The following is an 18,017-nucleotide window of genomic DNA, read 5'->3' as shown; positions in this document are numbered from 1 at the left end:
CTGTTACACATCGGTTATCAACGTACCGTTAGTCACCAGATCCTGGATCAGTGATGATTGATCAACCACATTGTTCACGGTGTAGGCACTCACCAGGTCCACGTTTTCCATCACGATCACCTGCTCCACGTCACCGGCATTGTAGCCTCCGGCAAAATCACCGTCCGTGCTGATATGCAGTTCGGTATCGCCATCCCCGTTTAGCTCGAAATGAAGGAAGTGGGTCAGGTCGCCGCCATCCTCACCAACAAGCAGCTCACTAAGATCCAGTACGTCACCGCCGCTGGCAGGCAGGCTGGAATCAAAATCAGTGATCACATCGTTGGCCGGTGTGCCCGCAGCACCACCGTCATTGAGCATCCAGACAAAGGTATCTGAGCCCAAACCACCGATCAGCGTGTCGTTGCCTGTGCCGCCAATCAGCGTATCATCGCCGTCGTTACCGGACAGTTGGTCATCGCCGGCCAGACCACTGAGGGTGTTGGCGTCTTCATTGCCACCCAATGCATTGTTATCACCGTCACCGGTCAGATCATCCAGGGTACCGCTCACGTTGATATTGATGGTATCGGTGGCCGTATCCTGATCGCTGTCGGTCACGTTGAATTCACTGCTGATACTGAAGTCCTGCGCCTCTGTCAGGTAGTCGACCGTCAGCTGTTCCGGTATCAACTTGTATTCGCCACTGTCCGCTTCGAACACGATGAAGGTGAACTCGTCCAATCCCAGATCCGAGGCGTTGATCTCCAGGGTGTCATTATTGGACATGGTCACAACATTGCTGATGCCACCTGCCGGCAATGAGGTATAGGTAAAGCCATCCATACCAAGATCTGCCAGTTCAGACGGTTTCAGGCTGTACACCGTGTAGCGCAGATCTGCCGTACCATTACCTGTGATGGCGACCTGCAGACTCAGGCTGGTCACGTTCTGATCAAAGTGCAGCAGCAGTTGGTCCTCTTCGTTGGTATCCGAGTCAACATCCTGACCGGTACCCACACCCATGCTGTTTGCGCTGGTATTTACCGTGCTGCGCACGTAAGCACCGACGCCATCGTCATATTCATAGCCGTAGAATAGAGTCTGGATCGGGTCTTCCAGCGCACCATTGGAGGAGAGACGGAAGCTGCTGGTATTACCACCGGTCAAGTTGGCGGTGATACCGACATCATTCACCTCGGTCTGTACCGCCATGTACTGGTGATAGGTATAGGTCGTCAGATCATCGTTCAGGGTCAGGGTGAAGACGGTTGTATCGTCTGCCAGTTTACCGGTCACCGTTTTCGTCGCGTCATCGGAGGTGATGATGATCGGCTCGCCATTGGCAAACAACTCAACGCTGGTGCCGACGGCCCCCCAACTGAAGCTTTCCGGGCTATCCGCAGATGAATCCACACTGATCGCACCGAGTATCTGCCCTACGCCGTTCAGGCCGGAGCCATCAGAGACAGACAGAATCTCTGGCTTATCATCGATCTGGCTGATGGTCAGTGAACCCGGTGCCGATACGTCACCATCGGTATCGGTTGCGGTCACGACGAAGGATACGCTGTCGATATCACTGCCCGGGTCATGGTCAACGGGGTTCAGCAAGGAATAGCTGTAGGACACATCCCCGGTACCGGCGTTGTAACCGGTGAGCACCAGCTCTTCATTTGCGTTGCTAACCACCGTCAGCGGTGAGATTACGGACGCCGCAGCCAACTGAGCGGCGGTAAAGGTCACACCTGCAATGGTCAGCGATGCCAAGCCATCCTGGGCAATCACTTTGAAGCTACCGTTCGCGGTTTCACTGGTATCCGCGACGGAAAGCAGGCCTACATCGTAGACAGTGCCTTCACTGCCGGTGAAGTCCAGCGTCACGCCAAAGTCTTCATCAACACCAATGGTCACAGTGGCGACGTTGGATTCCAGGCCAGTCGCGTCTTTAACGGTGTAGGTAAAGCTATCAGGACCGAAGTAGTCCGCATCCGGGGTGTAACGAACTTCGCCCGTTACCGGATCCACACTCACGGAACCGTTACTTGGACCGGACTGGATAACCACGGTGGTCGGATCGATATCGTTTTCCGGATCGCTATCGTTGCTCAGGACATCGATATCAACAAAGCTGTTTCCCTTAACATTGGCGCTATCATCAGCAGCAACAGGCGGATCAGCCACCGGATCAACGGTGATATTTACCGTTGCCACATTGGATTCAAGGCCTGTGGCATCTTTTACGGTATAGGTGAAGCTATCCGGCCCGTTGTAGTTCAGATCAGGTGTATAGGTCACTTCACCGGTGACCGGATCCACGGCCACAGAGCCGTTGCTAGGACCGGACTGGATCACCACAGTGGTCGGATCGATATCGTTTTCCGGATCGGTATCGTTTGCCAGCACATCAATGGCGATTGCCACGTCTTCATCGGTGATCACGTTGTCATCCGCGGCAACCGGTTTGTCGGCTACCGGTTCAACAGTGATATTCACCGTCGCCACGTTGGACTCAAGTCCGGTGGCATCTTTCACAGTGTAAGTGAAGCTGTCCGGACCGTTGTAATCACCATCCGGGGTGTAGGTTACTTCGCCGGTGACCGGATCTACAGAAACCGACCCGTTGGATGGACCAGACTGGATCATCACCGTAGTCGGATCGATATCGTTTTCTGGATCGGTATCGTTCGCCAGCACGTCGATGGTAATCGCCACGTCTTCATCGGTGGTCACATTGTCATCAGCCGCCACCGGTTTGTCCGCTACCGGTTCGACGGTGATATTGACGGTCGCCACGTTGGACTCAAGACCGGTGGCATCTTTCACTGTGTAGGTAAAGCTATCTGGACCGTTGTAGTCACCATCGGGGGTGTAGGTCACTTCACCGGTAACCGGATCGACAGCCACGGAACCTTTGGATGGACCGGACTGGATCATCACCGTAGTCGGATCAATATCGTTGTCCGGATCGGAGTCATTCGCCAGCACATCGATGGTGATCGCCACGTCTTCATCGGTAGTTACATTGTCATCCGCGGCAACCGGCGTATCTGCGACAGGTTCAACGTTGATACTCACGGTGGCAGGTGCGGATGTATTACCTTCATCATCCTGCACGGTGTACTGGAAGCTGTCTGGCCCGTTGTAATCCGGGTCAGGGGTGTAGGTCACCACACCGGTAATTGGATCAACAGTTACAGAGCCATTTTCCGGTGGATCGGTGATGGTCACGGTGGTTGGATCGATCTCCCCGTCCGGATCTTCATCATTGGCCAGTACATCTATCTCAACGGCATTGTCCTCGTTGGTGCTGACTTCATCGTCCAACGCAATCGGTGGTTCAGCCACGGGGTTAACATCAATGGATACACTTGCCGGCTCGGACGTATTCCCCTCTTCATCCTGCACGGTGTATTCAAAGCTGTCCGGACCGTTGTAGTTTTCATTCGGTGTATAAGTAACCGCACCGGTCACCGGATCAACAGTCACTGTGCCATTGGATGGCGGAGATACGATAGTGACAGTGGATGGATCCAGGTCGCCATCAGGATCGCTGTCATTCGCCAGGACATCGATCACAACGCTACTGTCTTCATCCACACTGACAGAATCAGGCAAGGCAACGGGAGGGCCCGGTTCATCCTGTTCCAGCAGATCTGGTGTTACAAAATTAAGCTGAATGGCATCAAACCCTGCGCCACCGAACTCAACGCCCTCTACCGATTCCACGATCCTCGCCAGGCGCACAAAGCTATGCCCTTCGTCCGCTGCTCCGGCACCGGCTGCCGGTGCTGGCAAAACTTGCGTTGGATCCTGACCTGCTTCCAATGCACTTAACACTGCCGCCACTGAGGGATCTGAAATGCTTTCCTCTTCCGCCAGGACTGTCTGGTCTGTAAGCATCTCCCGTGTCAGAGTTACTTCTACCGGATCATCGAAGCTCATCGGTGTGCCGTCAGCCATCACCAGATCGACGCTGCCGGTGGATGAAGGCAGTATGACATCACCTTCCATCAGTTGATCACCCACTTCCAGTTGCCGTAAACGACCGTCGCTGTCACGGACTGTCACTTCACCCGTAACGGCTGAAACTGTTGCTATGGGGGTATGGTTTGCCATGGTGTCGCACTCCCCTATCACGCGTAATTAACCTTAACCCAAAGGCCTGAAAACGCTGCGGAATGCGCGTATGAAAGGTGCTCTACTCAATACAAAAACTGAAAGTATCCATCGTCCCTAATCCCTGTAGATTGTTCGCTAAATCAGTGAATGGCTAAGCGGTGGCCTGGCATTCCGAGATCTGATTCCAGTAGCATTAACAGGCATAGTCATCTTAGAAACGGGGCAATTTTGATGCATTGTACCTGCGGTACAATATGATCATTTTTCATACATCAGTACACTGACTCATCGCGATCAAATTAAAGGCCAAAAGTCAGGGAGTTAGATGAAGCGAGGGGTTATTAGGCAGGCTGGTCGACTACAAAAAACATTTGCGATGGGAATAAACAGCAGACAACGGATCAGTTAGCTGATGCGCTCAGACATCGGTGACTAAGGTACCATTGGTCACCAAGTCTGAAATCAATGCAGACTGATCAACCACACCACCTGAGGTGTAAGCGGTTACCAGATCCACGCCTTCCTGCACGATAACCTGCTCAACATCGCTTTCGCTGAAACCACCGGCAAAGTCCCCATCGGTGCTGATCTTGATCACTGTGTCACCGCTGCCGTCGAGTTCAAAGTGCAGGAAGTGGGTCAGATCCCCGCCGTCTTCGCCAACAAGGAGACTGCTGAGATCGAGTTTATCGCCACCACTGGCGGGGGCGGTGCTATCAAAATCGGTGATGGTATCGGTGGCGGGAGTACCTGCGGCGCCACCGTCATTCAGCTGCCACACGAAGGTGTCCGACCCCAGTCCACCCACGAGGGTATCGTCACCGCTACCACCAATCAGCGTATCGTCTCCGGCATTACCGGAAAGCTGATCGTCACCGGCCTGACCGTCAAGGGTGTTGGCCAGTTCATCACCGCCCAGCGCATTACCGTTGACATCCCCGGTCAGGTCAGAGAGCGTCGCACTGATATTGATGTCGATGGAGTCGGAATCAACATCCTGGTCATTGTCCGTCACATTGATTCCGGCGCTGATGCTGAAATCCTGACTATCGGACTCATAATCCACCGTCAGTTGATCAGCAACCAGCTTGTAGTCACCGTCATCCGCTTCAAACACAATGAAGGTAAAGGCCCCAAGTCCAAAGTCGGAAGCGTTAATTGTCAGCGTATCGTCACCGGAAACTGTTACGACATTGGAGTGACCACCCGCTGGCAGCGCAGTATAGGTAAAGCCATCCACGCCCAGATTGGCCAGCTCGGCAGGTCGGTCGGTATACACGGTGTATCTCAGGTCAGCCGTACCCACACCGCTGATATCCACCTGCAGGCTTAAGCTTTTGACGTTCTTGTCAAAATCGAGCAGCAGCTGGTCTTCCTTGTTGTTGTCTGCATCAATATCCTGACCTGTACCTACCCCCAACTTGTTTGCACTCATGCTCACAGTACTGCGGGCATAGGCGCTATCACCCGAACTGTACTCATAGCCATAAAACAGAGTCTGAATTGGGTCGCCCGCCAGACCATTAGAAGATTCACGATAGTCGCTGTTGTTGTTGCCAGTCATACCAGCGGTAATGCCTATATCCTCGGCATTTGTATCGATCGCCATAAACTGCTGGTAGGTGTAGGTGCTCAGGTTGGCATCCAGCGTCAGCGTGAAAACGGTGGTGTCGTCGGCCAGCTTACCAGTCACGGTTTTGCTCGCGTCATCGGTGCTGATAATGACCGCTTCCCCACCCACATACAGATTCACACTGGTGGTCACCGAACCCCAGCTGAAACTCTCAGCGGTATCGGCGGAGGAATCCAGATCGATCGCCCCCAGAATCTGCCCTACGCCGTTGAGACCAGAAGCGCCAGCAACTGACAGGATTTCCGGCGCATCATCTTCCTGACTGATAATCAGTGATCCAGCCGCTGAGGTATCACCGTCGGTGTCGGTGGCAGTAACTACAAAGGAAACACTGTCGGTATCACTGCCCACCGCGTGATCAACGGGATTCAACAGGGTGTAGCTGTAGGACACATTGCCGGTACCAGCATCATAACCGGTGATCACCAGCTCCTCGTCGGCATTGCTTACAACGGTCAGCGGTGAAATGCCCGTTGCGGCTGCCAATTGCGCTGCGGTAAACGTGATACCGGCAATCGTCAGGGAGGCCAATCCGTCCTGGGCAACCACCTTAAAGCTGCTGTTGACAGTTTCACTGGTATCCCCAACTGACAACAGGCCCACATCGTAAACCGTAGCGCCACTGCTGGCAGTGAAGTCCAGGGTTACCCCGTGATCTTCGGTCACATCGATGATGACGGTTGCCGTATTAGAGACTTCGCCGGAGTCATCCTTGATGGTGTAGGTAAAGCTGTCCTGCCCGATAAAGGTGCCGTTTGGCGTGTATACAAAGGTGCCATCCAGAGTCTGGGTCACGGTGCCCTGGGCAGGTTGGGTAAATCCATCAATATCAATCGGATCACTTTCCGGATCTGAGTCGTTTGCCATTACGTCGATAGTAATCGCCGTATTCTGATCCGTTGTTTCACTGTCGTTCACCGCCACTGGTGCATCATTTACCGGATTGACGGTCAGGCTGACGGTGGCCGGGCTGGAGGTGTTGCCCGCCAGGTCATCGACGGTGTAGCTGAAGCTGTCGGCGCCGTGGTAGTCGGCATCCGGGGTGTAGGTCACCACGCCGGTGGTCGGATTCACCGACACCGACCCGTGGCTCGGCCCGGCGGTAATCACCACCGAGGTCGGGTCCAGATCGCCGTCCACGTCGCTGTCGTTGGCCAAGACATCGATCGCCACCGCCACGTCTTCGTTGGTGCTGGCGCTGTCGTTCACCGTCACCGGATCGTCCGCCACCGGATTGACGGTCAGGCTGACGGTGGCCGGACTGGAGGTGTTGCCGGCCAGGTCATCCACGGTGTAGCTGAAGCTGTCGGCGCCGTTGTAGTCAGCATCCGGGGTGTAGGTCACCACACCGGTGGTCGGGTTGACGGCGACGGAGCCGTTGCTTGGGCCGGAGGTGATCACCACAGAGGTCGGATCCAGGTCGCCGTCGACGTCGCTGTCGTTGGCCAGCACATCAATGGCCACCGCCACGTCCTCGTTGGTGCTGGCGGCATCATTCACGCTGACCGGATCGTCCGCCACCGGATTGACGGTCAGGATGACGATGGCCGGGCTGGACGTATTGCCCGCCAGATCATCCACGGTGTAGCTGAAGCTGTCGGCGCCGTTGTAGTCGGCGTCCGGGGTGTAGGTCACCACACCGGTGGTCGGGTTCACCGACACTGAACCGTTGCTTGGATCAGCCGTAATCACCACAGAGGTTGGATCCAGGTCACCGTCCACGTCGCTGTCGTTGGCCAAGACATCGATCGCCACCGCCACGTCCTCGTTGGTGCTGTCGCTGTCGTTCACGCTGACCGGGTCGTCCGCCACCGGATTGACGGTCAGGCTGACGCTGGCCGGACTGGAGGTGTTGCCGGCCAGGTCATCGACGGTGTAAGTGAAGCTGTCGGCCCCGTGGTAGTCGGCATCCGGGGTGTAGGTCACCACGCCCGTGGTCGGGTTGACGGAGACTGAACCGTTGCTCGGGCCGCTGGTGATGGTGACGCTGGTCGGATCCAGATCACCGTCGACGTCGCTGTCGTTGACCAAGACATCGATCGCCACCGCCACGTCTTCGTTGGTGCTGTCTGAATCGTTTGCCACAAAAGGTGCACTGGCTACAGGTTCGGGATCGGGCGCTGAAGTACTTTGTTGAGCTGCAGCGGCATTCTCTTCACTACTGCTATCACTCTGCAAAAACAGCTCTGTTAAATCAAAGCTCAGCTCACTGCGTACCTGTTTCAGGAGTTCGTGGATTTCAGCTCTCAACGGATCAAAAAAGCTGGTGATTCCTTGTGCATCAAAAGTCAGTTCATTGATGCTTTCTTCTATTCGGTTCAACACCGTAAAACTGCGACCGCCATGTCCTTCAGGACCGGCTGCGGGAGGCTGTATAACGTCGAAAGGATCCTGGCCTGATTCCAGAGCCTGCAAAACGGCTGTGACGGTGGAGTCCACGATGCTGTTGTCTTCCACAACAGTAAACCGATCTACGAGCATGTCTTGGTTCAATGCGATCTCTACAGGATCGGTGAAAGCCAGTTCAGCCCCGTCTGTCATCACCAAATCGACACGCCCACCTTCTGAAGGCAGGATTGCATCCCCCTCCTGTAGGTGCTGCCCCACATCCAGTGCGCGCAATTGATCCGAACTGTCACGGATAAATGCCTCACCGGTAATTGCAGCTACTGTAGCGATAGGTGTTTGATCAGCCATGTGCTCTTCCCTTCAAGACAGAATGAATAATCTCTCGAGGGCCGATAGCACGATATGAATGTGCTCTATGGACTGCTTAACTCAAAAAACACGTATTTGCGGTAACTCCCTGTAGCGTCCTAGCTTGCTCGATTTTTGATTTATCGAGCGGCATCCGTTCAAAAGAACAAATACTTATGTGCTAACAGGCTTGTAGAAGATTAGGAGGGGTGGCAATCAGAAGTACTGTACCCAAAGTACAATATGATTATTATTCATACAGTTGACGAGGCGATGTGATTTAGCCTCAAGACCAGCTGAATCCGATCACGTGCGCCCGTCTTCGCAAAGATCGATGCCAGATGCGCCTTCACCGTGCGTTCAGTGATCTCCAGCGAACTTGCGATCTCTTTGTTGGTGGCTCCACGCGCAACCTCGCGCGCGACCATCATTTCACGCTCGGTCAGCAGCTCGGAATAGGGGCACTCTTCTGGTGCAGGCACCTGAGAGAGTTTGTCGGCACTTAGCTGCAGGACTTTTTCGATGAAGGACGAACCCACCCAGTAGCCACCGTGCTCAACCACCAGTGCAACCTCTTGCAACTGCTGTGCTGCAGCCAACACGTGACAGTACCCACAGGCACCAGCGCTGAACACATGCACCGCTTCGTCATCATTGGGTACATTAGACAGCACCACCACCGGGCATTTGAGTGCTTTGGCCTGCTCCAGCCACAGCTGCCGGTCTACCGGTTTCAGGCAGGTAAAATCCAGCCAGACACATCCCTTGCCCCGTGCCACAGCAGAGGCCTCATCCGGCGTCCGTACTGTGATCGCATCGGGAAAAGCCTGATGCCAACGCACAGGCGACAGTGGTTTCTGGCTTACAAATACATGCATAGTCTATCGCTCCGTCAACGCGTACTCTTTGGCTCTAAGTACCGGTTTCAGCAGATAACTAAGGATGCTCTTTTTCCCCGTCAGGATATCCACCTGGGCAACCATCCCCGGAATAATCGGTTTCCCCTCGCCCAGACTGGATTTTAAAGTGCGTACCCTAACGATATAGAACGGATTGCCCTTATCATCCAGTACGGTATCAGCACTGATATGCTCCACCGTCGCGTCCAACCCGCCGTAAATAACGAAGTCATAGGCGGTGAATTTCACCAGTGCATCCTGACCGGGACGCAGGAATGCGATGTCGCGGTGGCTTACTTTTGCCTCCAGCAACAAGGCATCATCGAGTGGCACCACTTCCACAATTTCACGCCCCGGCAGCACCACCCCACCAATGGTGTTGTAGTACAGGCGCTTGACCGTACCTTTCACGGGAGAGCGCACCGCGGTTTGCTCAACCCGGTCAGAAAGACCCCGCCCACTTTCCGTCAGCGTATTGATGCGGGCCGTGGTACGTGACAGCTCTTCGCGAATTGTGTTCTTAAAATCCAGCTCCACTTCCGACAGCTTGTCTTTGGCCTCGGCGATCGCTGCGTTGATTCGCTGAATCTTGGCACTCGCTTGCTGGCGTTCTCCGCGAAGACGCGACACTTCACGTCGCAGTTTCAGCAGATCAATGGGTGATACGGCACCGGAATCAAGCAATGGCTCGCTGGCATTCAATTCCTCGACGGCAAAATCGTAACCCCGGTCCAGCTGCGCTTTCAGCGCCCGGGTTTCCTGTCGTTCCTGCTCCCGCTGACGCAACTGTTTGACGGCAATATTCTTCGCGGCTTCCAGCTCGGCCTGACTGGATTGGTAGAGTGTCATCTCCTGCTGCACCACACGCGGCGCTTCCCGGCGCAACTCTTCGGACGGATCAAATACAGTTTCTTCCGCCACCGCACGTAATCGCACCGCTTTGATCTGCAATGCGGTCAGCTCCGCGCGGTTCTCACGAAAACTCGCCACGGAACGGGTCGCGTCCAGCTTCACCAGCAGCTGCCCTGGTTCCACGGTCTGACCTTCTACCACCGCCAACTCCGTCACCACACCGCCATCCTGAGACTGGATGATCTGAACCTGTTTGGAAGGAATCACTTTGCCTTCCCCGCGCGTGACCTCATCAATCTTGGCATAGGCCGACCAGGCAATCAGCACCGCAACAACCAACCCGATCATGTAAAGCAGCAGTCTGGCCTTGAGTGGGTTCTGCTCCAGCATGGCGCGATCGGCGTCCTCCAGCCAATCCAGGCTGGCCTGATCATCCACCGGCACACCCTGTTCAAACTCCCGTACCAGGTGCAACGTTTGCGGTTTCTGAGGGGTCTGTTCTCTCATAGCGCCCTCCCGATCCGGCCTTTACGCAACGCATCCATCACTTTGTCTTTTGGCCCATCGGCGACCACCTGACCACGATCCAGCACGATAATCCGATCGACCAGCTCCAGCAGTGAGGTACGGTGGGTGGTCAACAGCATGGTTTTGCCTTGAGCGTATTCACGCAACTGCGCCTGGATCACTGCTTCCGAGGTGTGATCCATCGATCCGGTTGCTTCATCCAGCAACAGCAACGGAGGATCATGAATCACGGCCCTGGCCAAGGCGACGGCTTTACGCTGCCCTCCCGACAGAAACTCGCCACGTTCACCGACGTTCATGTCATACCCCTGCGGATGCCCATTGATGAACTCGCTCAGATCCGCAAGCTGAACGGCCTGATCTATCTCGTGTTGTGTCGCCTGGGGTTTTGCCAGAATCAGATTCTCACGCAGGGTGCCATAGAAGAGGTTGGCCTCCTGTGGCACATAACCTATCTGGTGGCGTAGCTCTGCCGGATCGATCTGACGAATGTCTATGCCATCCACCAGCACCGCGCCGTCACTCGGTTGGTACAAGCCCATCAACAGACGGTTCAGGGTCGTTTTACCGGAACCAATCCGCCCCAGTATTGCGACCCGCTCCCCAGGCTGCAGGGCAAAACTCACATCGTTGAGCGTGGGTACCTCTGAGCCTGGATAGGTGAAAGAGACATGCTTGAACTCCACACCTCCCTGCAATGCAGAACGGGGGGAGAAGCGTTTATCAGCCGGACGCTCCACCGGCAGATCCATGATTTCGTTTAAAGCCGTCAATGCTGTGCGGGCGTTGTGATATTGTGTCAGCAGACCTGCGACCTGACTGATCGGCGCCATCGCCCGGTTACAAAGCATGGTTGCGGCAATGAGCCCCCCCAGGGTCAGCTCGCCAGCGGTGATCAGATACACCCCCAAAACAATGATGCTCACGCTGACCGACTGCTGCGCCCACAGGGCAACATTGAGGTTGGTTGACGCCAGCAAGCGCAGCTTGACGCCAACGCGATCCAGGAATGCAGCGGCTTTCTCCCAGCGACGCTGCATCATCCCTTCAGCGCCCATCGATTTCAGAGTATCCAGGCCCACCAGACTCTCAATCAGTACCGAGTTGCGCATCGAACTGGCGCGGTACATGGTTTCTGTCAACTGCCGCATCTTGCGCTGAGTAGTCAGTGCATAGAGCAGTACCACAACAATCCCCACCAACAACGGCACCACCATATAAGGGGCAATCCAGCCGATCACCAATACAAAGATCAGCGTAAACGGCAGATCGATGAGTGCGGTCAGGGATGCTGATGTGGTGAAGTCACGTACCGATTCATAGGATCTCAGGTTGGCGGCAAAGGCCCCCACCGACTGCGGCCGGTGCTCCATTTTCAGCCCCAGCACCTGCTCCATGATCCGCACGGAGAGCAGCAGATCGACCCGTTTGCCTGCCAGATCCAGAAAATAGCCACGCATTGTGCGTAACAACAGGTCGGCCAGCAAAACGATGCCGATACCAACCGCAAGCATCCACAGGGTTTCGATCGCATGGTTGGGCACCACACGGTCGTAAACATTCATCGCAAAGAGTGGCAGCGCCAAGGCAAAGAGGTTGATAAAGAACGCAGCCAACAGCACATCGCGGTAAAGACCAAGGTTCTCCCCCATTGCGCTCCAGAACCAGTGGCCACGCTTGGCGGTACTTACATTCTGGGTACGGGTATCGAAGAAGAAACGAGGTCGGGCGTAGATAAGTAAACCGGTGTAGCTCTCCTTTAACTGCGAGATTGGGATCTCTTCCACAGTTTCAGACAGCTCGGGAAAGATAACCTGGGCATGGCGTTTATCGGCACTCCATCCCATCAGGACACAGGCTTCATCGCCTTCCAGCAGCAGAATTGCAGGTAGTGCACGTTTGCGTACACGGCCCAGCGGCTTGCTCAGCACTTTAGTGACAAGCCCGGCACGTGCAGCCGCCCGCCCAAACAGAGAGGGCGTTAGGTGCGCTTGCTCGAGGGGTAAACCAGATACCAGAGACTCACGGTTTACGTTTTCACCGTGAAATGCGCTCAGGACCAGCAGACACTCGAGCAAAGGATCAATATCCGTCTTCGCGTCCATAGCCACTCCTGTTTCAGTGGCTGCGTTTCCTGTACCCCTCTATTGCAGCCACTTTCTTCAATCTAGTTGAAAAACCACGAAATAAAAGATGGTGGCGAAAGAAACTGCCCGTTTGGAATTGCATCCTCAACCGCGCCGAACTTCAACCAGCACAAAGACCGATCAGCCCACACCTGTTTGAAATCCTGCTCCACACGAAATCATAGCTTTAAACAATCAAAAGCATATTTTTGTTTAATTTTATCAAAAACACCTCTTTTATTAGTATTTCCCTATCGAAACGAACAACACCACGGAGATCAAAAAACATGTTCCAGAATCGCGAAGGTCAGGCAGTCCCACAGGTAAGTTTTCCGGTACGTGAAGGCAATGATTGGAAAACCCTCACCACCGACCAGCTGTTCAAAGGCAAAACAGTGATCGTTTTTGCCCTGCCAGGTGCGTTCACCCCAACCTGTTCCAGCACCCACCTGCCACGTTACAACGAACTGGCAGCGGTATTTAAAGCGAACGGTGTAGACGACATCATCTGTCTGTCAGTGAACGATACCTTCGTCATGAACGCTTGGGCGGAAGACCAGAACGCTGAGAACATCACCTTCCTGCCAGACGGCAACGGTGACTTCAGCGAAGGCATGGGCATGCTGGTCGAGAAAAACGACCTGGGTTTCGGCAAGCGTAGCTGGCGTTATTCCATGCTGGTGAAAGACGGCGTGATCGAGAAGCAATTTATCGAGCCAGACCTGCCGGGCGACCCGTTTGAAGTATCCGATGCAGATACCATGCTGGAGTACATCAACCCGAACGCCGAGCAGCCAAAGCGTATCACCATGATCACCAAACCAGGTTGCGGACATTGCACCCGTGCCAAGAACGCACTGAACGCACGTGGCCTGAAATTTGAAGAGATCGAATTGGGCACCAATGGTGTGAGCTACAGCACGCTGACCGCGATCTCCGGTCAGGGCACCACACCACAAGTCTTCATCGACGGTAGCCACGTGGGTGGCGCTGATGAGCTGGAAGACTGGTTGGCAGCAAGCGCGTAAACCGTTTACCGCACTCAATAGTAGATAGGGTTTTGGGAGAGCATATTGCTCTCCCTTTTTTATGTAGCCTTGTCAGCGTTACTCGACATAAGGATTGCGATTCCCCTGTTTAACCTCAATCATCCAATTACGCGTGCGCTCCCACTCATCCACCGGGTCCTGCTTAGCCCAGGCTTCAAACAAACGGCGCTGCTGTTTGCTCAGGCGAACACCGTAGATATCTGCCATGTAAAAGTAAGTACGCGCGATATCACCACGTAACGCCGGTGCGGGCTCCGCTTTGCGTGCCTTAAAATCGATCTCTACATCGCAGGCGCCGTAGGCTCTACGCTCACCTTCCAGCATGCCGTAACGGAAGTTGGAACGGTCGCCATTTACCTCGCCCACGGCAGGCACCAGGTTGTGCATATCCGCTTCCATCTGCTTAAAGTCAGGATTCTTGCGGCAGTTCTTGCGTCCGCCTTCCTGCCAGCACTGTAGCTGATGACCAAAGGCCCAGGCCGGCATCACGTGTTCCCATTCAATGCGCTTGGCACGCTTGGCATTTTTACGTGGATCGTAGCCACAACTATCCAGGTCCGGCACCAATTTCTTACCCTGCTTTTTATAGTCACAGCCACAGTAGAAACTCACCGGTTGCTCGGCATAGATCTCAGCCAGGATGCGTTTGGATTTACTAAAAGAAGGTTGCGCCGCCTGCGCTACGTTTAACGTGAAAATCAGTACCAGAAGTGTGCGTACCAGCATATGAGTTTCCAGACATACACCGGCATTCCCTTGCCTAAACAGATCACCCTACTCCCTGATCAACCACACTGATGGCAATCCCGGGTGAACAACAGAGCCCCAGCGTACGCAACAATTCCTTGCCACCCGCTGAATGGCGCTATGATACCTCTTTTTGAATGAACAATCGGTGGTATAGTGTGCGCCCTTTTCAGCACACAGAGCGAGACCGCACAACCATGGAATACGAGTTCAGTCAGGATTTCACCGGCCCGGAAGCCCGCTTTTCGATGGGGCACGAAGCTTTTGGTTACTGGCTGACCCAGGAGATCGGTGCACGAAAGGACAAGCTCGCCGGGGTTTTCAAAGCCCTGAATAAGCTCACCCAAGGCACCGCGTGGGATGCTGAAATAACGGGGTTTGAATACGACCTGCTATTGAGTCGGGATGAAGCGATGGTCCGCGCACATGCGCTATCCGCTGGTGATGACCTTGATCTGGAAGAGGATATGGATTTCTACGACTCTGAATCCTCAGCCCGTTGCGGGCTGGAGGACTTTGCTGAATTGATCGATAAGTGGGCAGGATTTATCGGATATCACGGGTAACAACCGACATAACTATTCAGTTAGCGTTCCCAATGAGAATAGCTCGCCCTGACTCTCGATAACCAGATGGGCTGCACCATCAATCTCACGCTCTTCCGCCAGCTCTACCAGTTCATAAAACACGTTGCGGGCGATCAGGCCCTCCATGCCAAAGCGCACGGCAATATAAGGTGACGGCTCTCCGGTGTCTGCGCAGTGCTCCACCCGGATCGGATGTTCCACCCCGGCAACTACGACATCATCGGTCTTGCTGGTAAACACCAGCTCTGTGCCCTGCTCCCCTTCCCGCTGTTCCACAGCGATCATCAGAAACGGCACATCGTCCACCTCAATACCGACTTTTTCCACCGGGGTTTTCAGGAAGTATTTTCCCTCTTCCTTCCAGAGTACACGGGAGAAGAGCTTGACCATCGCCGGACGCCCAATCGGTGTGCCGTTGTAAAACCAGCTGCCATCGCGCTTGATATGCATATCGATATCACCGCAGAACTCCGGGTTCCACTTCTCCAGTGGTGGCAATTGTTCGCCCTGTGCCTGGATCTCCTTACTGGCGGCGGTCAGATCAAAGCCCTTCTTGGTCACACACATACTCCTGCTATACATACAGTTATCTGATACTTCTCATGCTAGTGATTCTATATCTTTCAAGCCACATTAAATTCACTCAACTTTGTTCTAAAAACTTTCATCTTATAACCTAAACACATGAAAAAGATTAATTGTTAGAATGGTCCGTACTTAAAAAGAGCCCAAAACGAAAAAAATCATGAAACAGGATCTAAGAGCAAAATTCGCAGACAAGAATCGCGGCGTGTACCTGGTAGGCACCTGCCCTCCTAAGGATGGTACCTCTGCTGAACAGGCAAGCGAGATCGCGACCAAGTTGCTGGCCCGTCTGGGTCAGATCGATTATGACGGCCTGATTGTGTACGACATTCAGGATGAGAGCAGCCGTACCGACGTACCGCGCCCATTCCCGTTTATGCGTACCTTAGATCCTCGAATGTATTCCAAACTGGTCCGTGAGATCTCCGAGCACCCGGTAATCACCTACAAGAGTGTCTCCCAGCGGGACCGCGAAGACTTCAGCAACTGGCTGGACGATGCGTGGGATCAGTATGATGTGCGCGATATGGTGATGGTGGGTAGCCCGTCTGCTGACGGTGAGATCAAACTGTCACTGAACGATGCATACGAAGTGTTGGGTGATCACAACCGCGACTATCAGCTGGGTGGTGTGACCATCGCTGAACGTCACGCCAAGAAAGGTGACGAGCACCTGCGCCTGCTGGACAAGTCCGCTAAAGGTTGTGAGTTCTTCGTATCCCAGGCGGTATACAACGCCCAGGCTACAATCGACATGCTAACCAGCTACGCCCGTGAGTGCCGTATCCGCGGTGAAGAGCCAAAACGTATCATCCTGACCTTCACACCGTGTGGCAGTGCGAAGACCCTGGAGTTTATGGAGTGGTTGGGTATTTCGGTACCGGAAGGCAGCCGCTGGCGTATTCTGGATTCCGCCAACCCACTGGCAGAATCGATCCGTATCTGCCGCAGCAATCTGGAACAGATTCTGGATGCGGTAATCGACCTGGATCTGCCACTGGGCCTGAACATTGAGTCCCTGACAAACCGTAAGGACGAGATCGACGCGTCGATCCGTCTGTACAAGCTACTGAAAGCCACGATGGATCTGCGTCTGGCCGAAAAACAGCTCTGATTTTCAGCAACCCCTTCCGCTGATGGTCTCGGCCCCGCCCATGTGCGGGGCTTTTTTATGCGCCTACGGGATTAATTTAATCCCAGTTCAACGCGACGCTTTTTCAGCTCAATCTCGGATTCCAGATCCGCCTTCAGGATTTGAAGTTCAGCGTAGAGCGCAGGCTCCCAGATAATGCGCTTCCCTTCCATATCCAACTCGTAAGGTGCGCGACTCAGGAAATCCATACCCAGCAAGCCTTGCGCACCAGCCGCACCCACTGGATTTTCCAGCACCAGGGTTTTCACCTGCTCCGCTTCGTACGGGCCAATCACAACCTTATCAAGGGTCAGTTTTTTGGCGGGTACACGGTTGCCATCCGCCAGCTGTATACTGCCCGCCTTACGGAACTTGGTTTGCAGAGGGTTCAGCGCATGCTGATACACAACGGTGGACGATGCACCGGTATCCAATACCAGCTTGAGTTTCACCGAGCGGCGCCCGAAGTACATCTTCACCGGCGCAATCACCAGATTGTTTTTGACGCTGACTGGCATCTCCAACTCGCGAAGCTGCTTTACAACTGATTTGTAGTCCGCTTCGAGACTGTCTTCGCTATTGACGTTTGCAGGAAGAGCGACCAGGGATTTGCCGGCGGCCGGTGCGCGTTCCTCTCGCACCTGCACCTGGTCACGGAATTGTGGGGGGACCCGACGAATGCTGTCGACGTAAACCTTACGTCCTTCGGCATTCTCGTAGTGATAGATTCTGGCCTGTGCGGTGGGCCAACACAGAGTCAAACATAACAGAGTAATAAACCTACGCATGAGCACACATCCCTTTTGGCTTTCTGCACTGCTATTACCGTAATCTTTTTAAACGCCAGTCTTAATGATTAGCGCACCCACTGCTGCTTCACAGCCACAATTCAAACAGAATTCTGCCAGAAACGAGCGTCAAATGCATACGCCGAATGGCGTATTACGTGGGCTTAACCAAAAAAATTACTCAGTCCGTTAAACACAAAGATCGCAACAACCGCCAGGAAGGCCAGTCCGAAGCGCATCATCATGCAGAAACGACATACTTTTTTTGGTTTTTTAGCTGTGTTGTTCTGCAC

12 protein-coding genes are annotated in these 18,017 nt (G+C 54.2%); 3 read left to right on the top strand and 9 right to left on the bottom strand.

Annotation, left to right across the window (positions count from 1 at the left end; all coding sequences use genetic code 11):
* Positions 1-3: 3 nt before the first annotated feature.
* The 5 genes from ACEQ15_RS03890 to ACEQ15_RS03870 form a co-directional block, all read right to left on the bottom strand.
* On the bottom strand, positions 4-4,098 hold the full coding sequence (locus ACEQ15_RS03890) for a retention module-containing protein (protein ID WP_370277737.1): 4,095 nt from the start codon (positions 4,096-4,098) through the stop codon (positions 4-6).
* 421 nt (positions 4,099-4,519) lie between these two features.
* Positions 4,520-8,431, bottom strand: a complete 3,912-nt coding sequence (locus ACEQ15_RS03885) for a retention module-containing protein (RefSeq protein WP_370277736.1) — start codon at positions 8,429-8,431, stop codon at positions 4,520-4,522.
* A gap of 254 nt (positions 8,432-8,685) precedes the next feature.
* Positions 8,686-9,309 (bottom strand): response regulator transcription factor, encoded by a 624-nt coding sequence (locus ACEQ15_RS03880; protein WP_370277735.1) that lies wholly within the window; start codon positions 9,307-9,309, stop codon positions 8,686-8,688.
* Between the two features lie 3 nt (positions 9,310-9,312).
* Complete coding sequence (locus tag ACEQ15_RS03875; RefSeq protein WP_370277734.1) at positions 9,313-10,689, bottom strand: HlyD family type I secretion periplasmic adaptor subunit; 1,377 nt, start codon at positions 10,687-10,689, stop codon at positions 9,313-9,315.
* A complete protein-coding gene (locus ACEQ15_RS03870) occupies positions 10,686-12,815 on the bottom strand; it encodes a type I secretion system permease/ATPase (protein WP_370277733.1) in 2,130 nt (709 codons plus the stop codon). The genes ACEQ15_RS03875 and ACEQ15_RS03870 overlap by 4 nt, the downstream gene beginning before the upstream one ends.
* Positions 12,816-13,123: 308 nt before the next feature.
* Between ACEQ15_RS03870 and ACEQ15_RS03865 the strand changes: the two genes are divergently transcribed.
* Positions 13,124-13,864, top strand: coding sequence for a glutathione peroxidase (locus ACEQ15_RS03865; protein ID WP_370277732.1), 741 nt, complete (start codon positions 13,124-13,126; stop codon positions 13,862-13,864).
* A gap of 78 nt (positions 13,865-13,942) precedes the next feature.
* Here ACEQ15_RS03865 and ACEQ15_RS03860 read toward each other — a convergent pair whose 3' ends face one another.
* Positions 13,943-14,611, bottom strand: a complete 669-nt coding sequence (locus tag ACEQ15_RS03860; RefSeq protein WP_370277731.1) for an endonuclease — start codon at positions 14,609-14,611, stop codon at positions 13,943-13,945.
* A gap of 179 nt (positions 14,612-14,790) precedes the next feature.
* Here ACEQ15_RS03860 and ACEQ15_RS03855 point away from each other — a divergent pair, with 179 nt between their 5' ends.
* On the top strand, positions 14,791-15,198 hold the full coding sequence (locus tag ACEQ15_RS03855; protein WP_370277730.1) for a YacL family protein: 408 nt from the start codon (positions 14,791-14,793) through the stop codon (positions 15,196-15,198).
* A 12-nt stretch (positions 15,199-15,210) separates the two neighbouring features.
* Here the strand turns inward: ACEQ15_RS03855 and ACEQ15_RS03850 are convergent, their stop codons facing one another.
* Positions 15,211-15,759 carry a DUF1285 domain-containing protein gene (locus tag ACEQ15_RS03850; protein ID WP_370277748.1) on the bottom strand — a complete coding sequence of 183 codons (549 nt, stop codon included), beginning with the start codon at positions 15,757-15,759 and terminating at the stop codon, positions 15,211-15,213.
* A gap of 205 nt (positions 15,760-15,964) precedes the next feature.
* On the opposite strand from ACEQ15_RS03850, the gene ACEQ15_RS03845 reads away from it, so the two are divergent.
* Positions 15,965-16,918 carry a methylenetetrahydrofolate reductase gene (locus ACEQ15_RS03845; RefSeq protein WP_370277729.1) on the top strand — a complete coding sequence of 318 codons (954 nt, stop codon included), beginning with the start codon at positions 15,965-15,967 and terminating at the stop codon, positions 16,916-16,918.
* 71 nt (positions 16,919-16,989) lie between these two features.
* Here ACEQ15_RS03845 and ACEQ15_RS03840 read toward each other — a convergent pair whose 3' ends face one another.
* Positions 16,990-17,724 (bottom strand): TIGR02281 family clan AA aspartic protease, encoded by a 735-nt coding sequence (locus tag ACEQ15_RS03840; protein ID WP_370277728.1) that lies wholly within the window; start codon positions 17,722-17,724, stop codon positions 16,990-16,992.
* Between the two features lie 164 nt (positions 17,725-17,888).
* Positions 17,889-18,017, bottom strand: a complete 129-nt coding sequence (locus tag ACEQ15_RS03835; RefSeq protein WP_370277727.1) for a hypothetical protein — start codon at positions 18,015-18,017, stop codon at positions 17,889-17,891.

This window comes from Pontibacterium sp. (genome assembly GCF_964228735.1).
Taxonomy (GTDB): Bacteria; Pseudomonadota; Gammaproteobacteria; order Pseudomonadales; family Balneatricaceae; genus Pontibacterium.
This window is presented reverse-complemented; position numbering and strand designations above follow the sequence as displayed.

Coding starts and splice junctions, on each gene's coding strand:
- ACEQ15_RS03875 (WP_370277734.1), bottom strand. CDS start 10,689: ATGAGAGAACAGACCCCTCAGAAACCGCAAACGTTGCACCTGGTACGG.
- ACEQ15_RS03885 (WP_370277736.1), bottom strand. CDS start 8,431: ATGGCTGATCAAACACCTATCGCTACAGTAGCTGCAATTACCGGTGAG.
- ACEQ15_RS03840 (WP_370277728.1), bottom strand. CDS start 17,724: ATGCGTAGGTTTATTACTCTGTTATGTTTGACTCTGTGTTGGCCCACC.
- ACEQ15_RS03890 (WP_370277737.1), bottom strand. CDS start 4,098: ATGGCAAACCATACCCCCATAGCAACAGTTTCAGCCGTTACGGGTGAA.
- ACEQ15_RS03845 (WP_370277729.1), top strand. CDS start 15,965: ATGAAACAGGATCTAAGAGCAAAATTCGCAGACAAGAATCGCGGCGTG.
- ACEQ15_RS03860 (WP_370277731.1), bottom strand. CDS start 14,611: ATGCTGGTACGCACACTTCTGGTACTGATTTTCACGTTAAACGTAGCG.
- ACEQ15_RS03865 (WP_370277732.1), top strand. CDS start 13,124: ATGTTCCAGAATCGCGAAGGTCAGGCAGTCCCACAGGTAAGTTTTCCG.
- ACEQ15_RS03870 (WP_370277733.1), bottom strand. CDS start 12,815: ATGGACGCGAAGACGGATATTGATCCTTTGCTCGAGTGTCTGCTGGTC.
- ACEQ15_RS03880 (WP_370277735.1), bottom strand. CDS start 9,309: ATGCATGTATTTGTAAGCCAGAAACCACTGTCGCCTGTGCGTTGGCAT.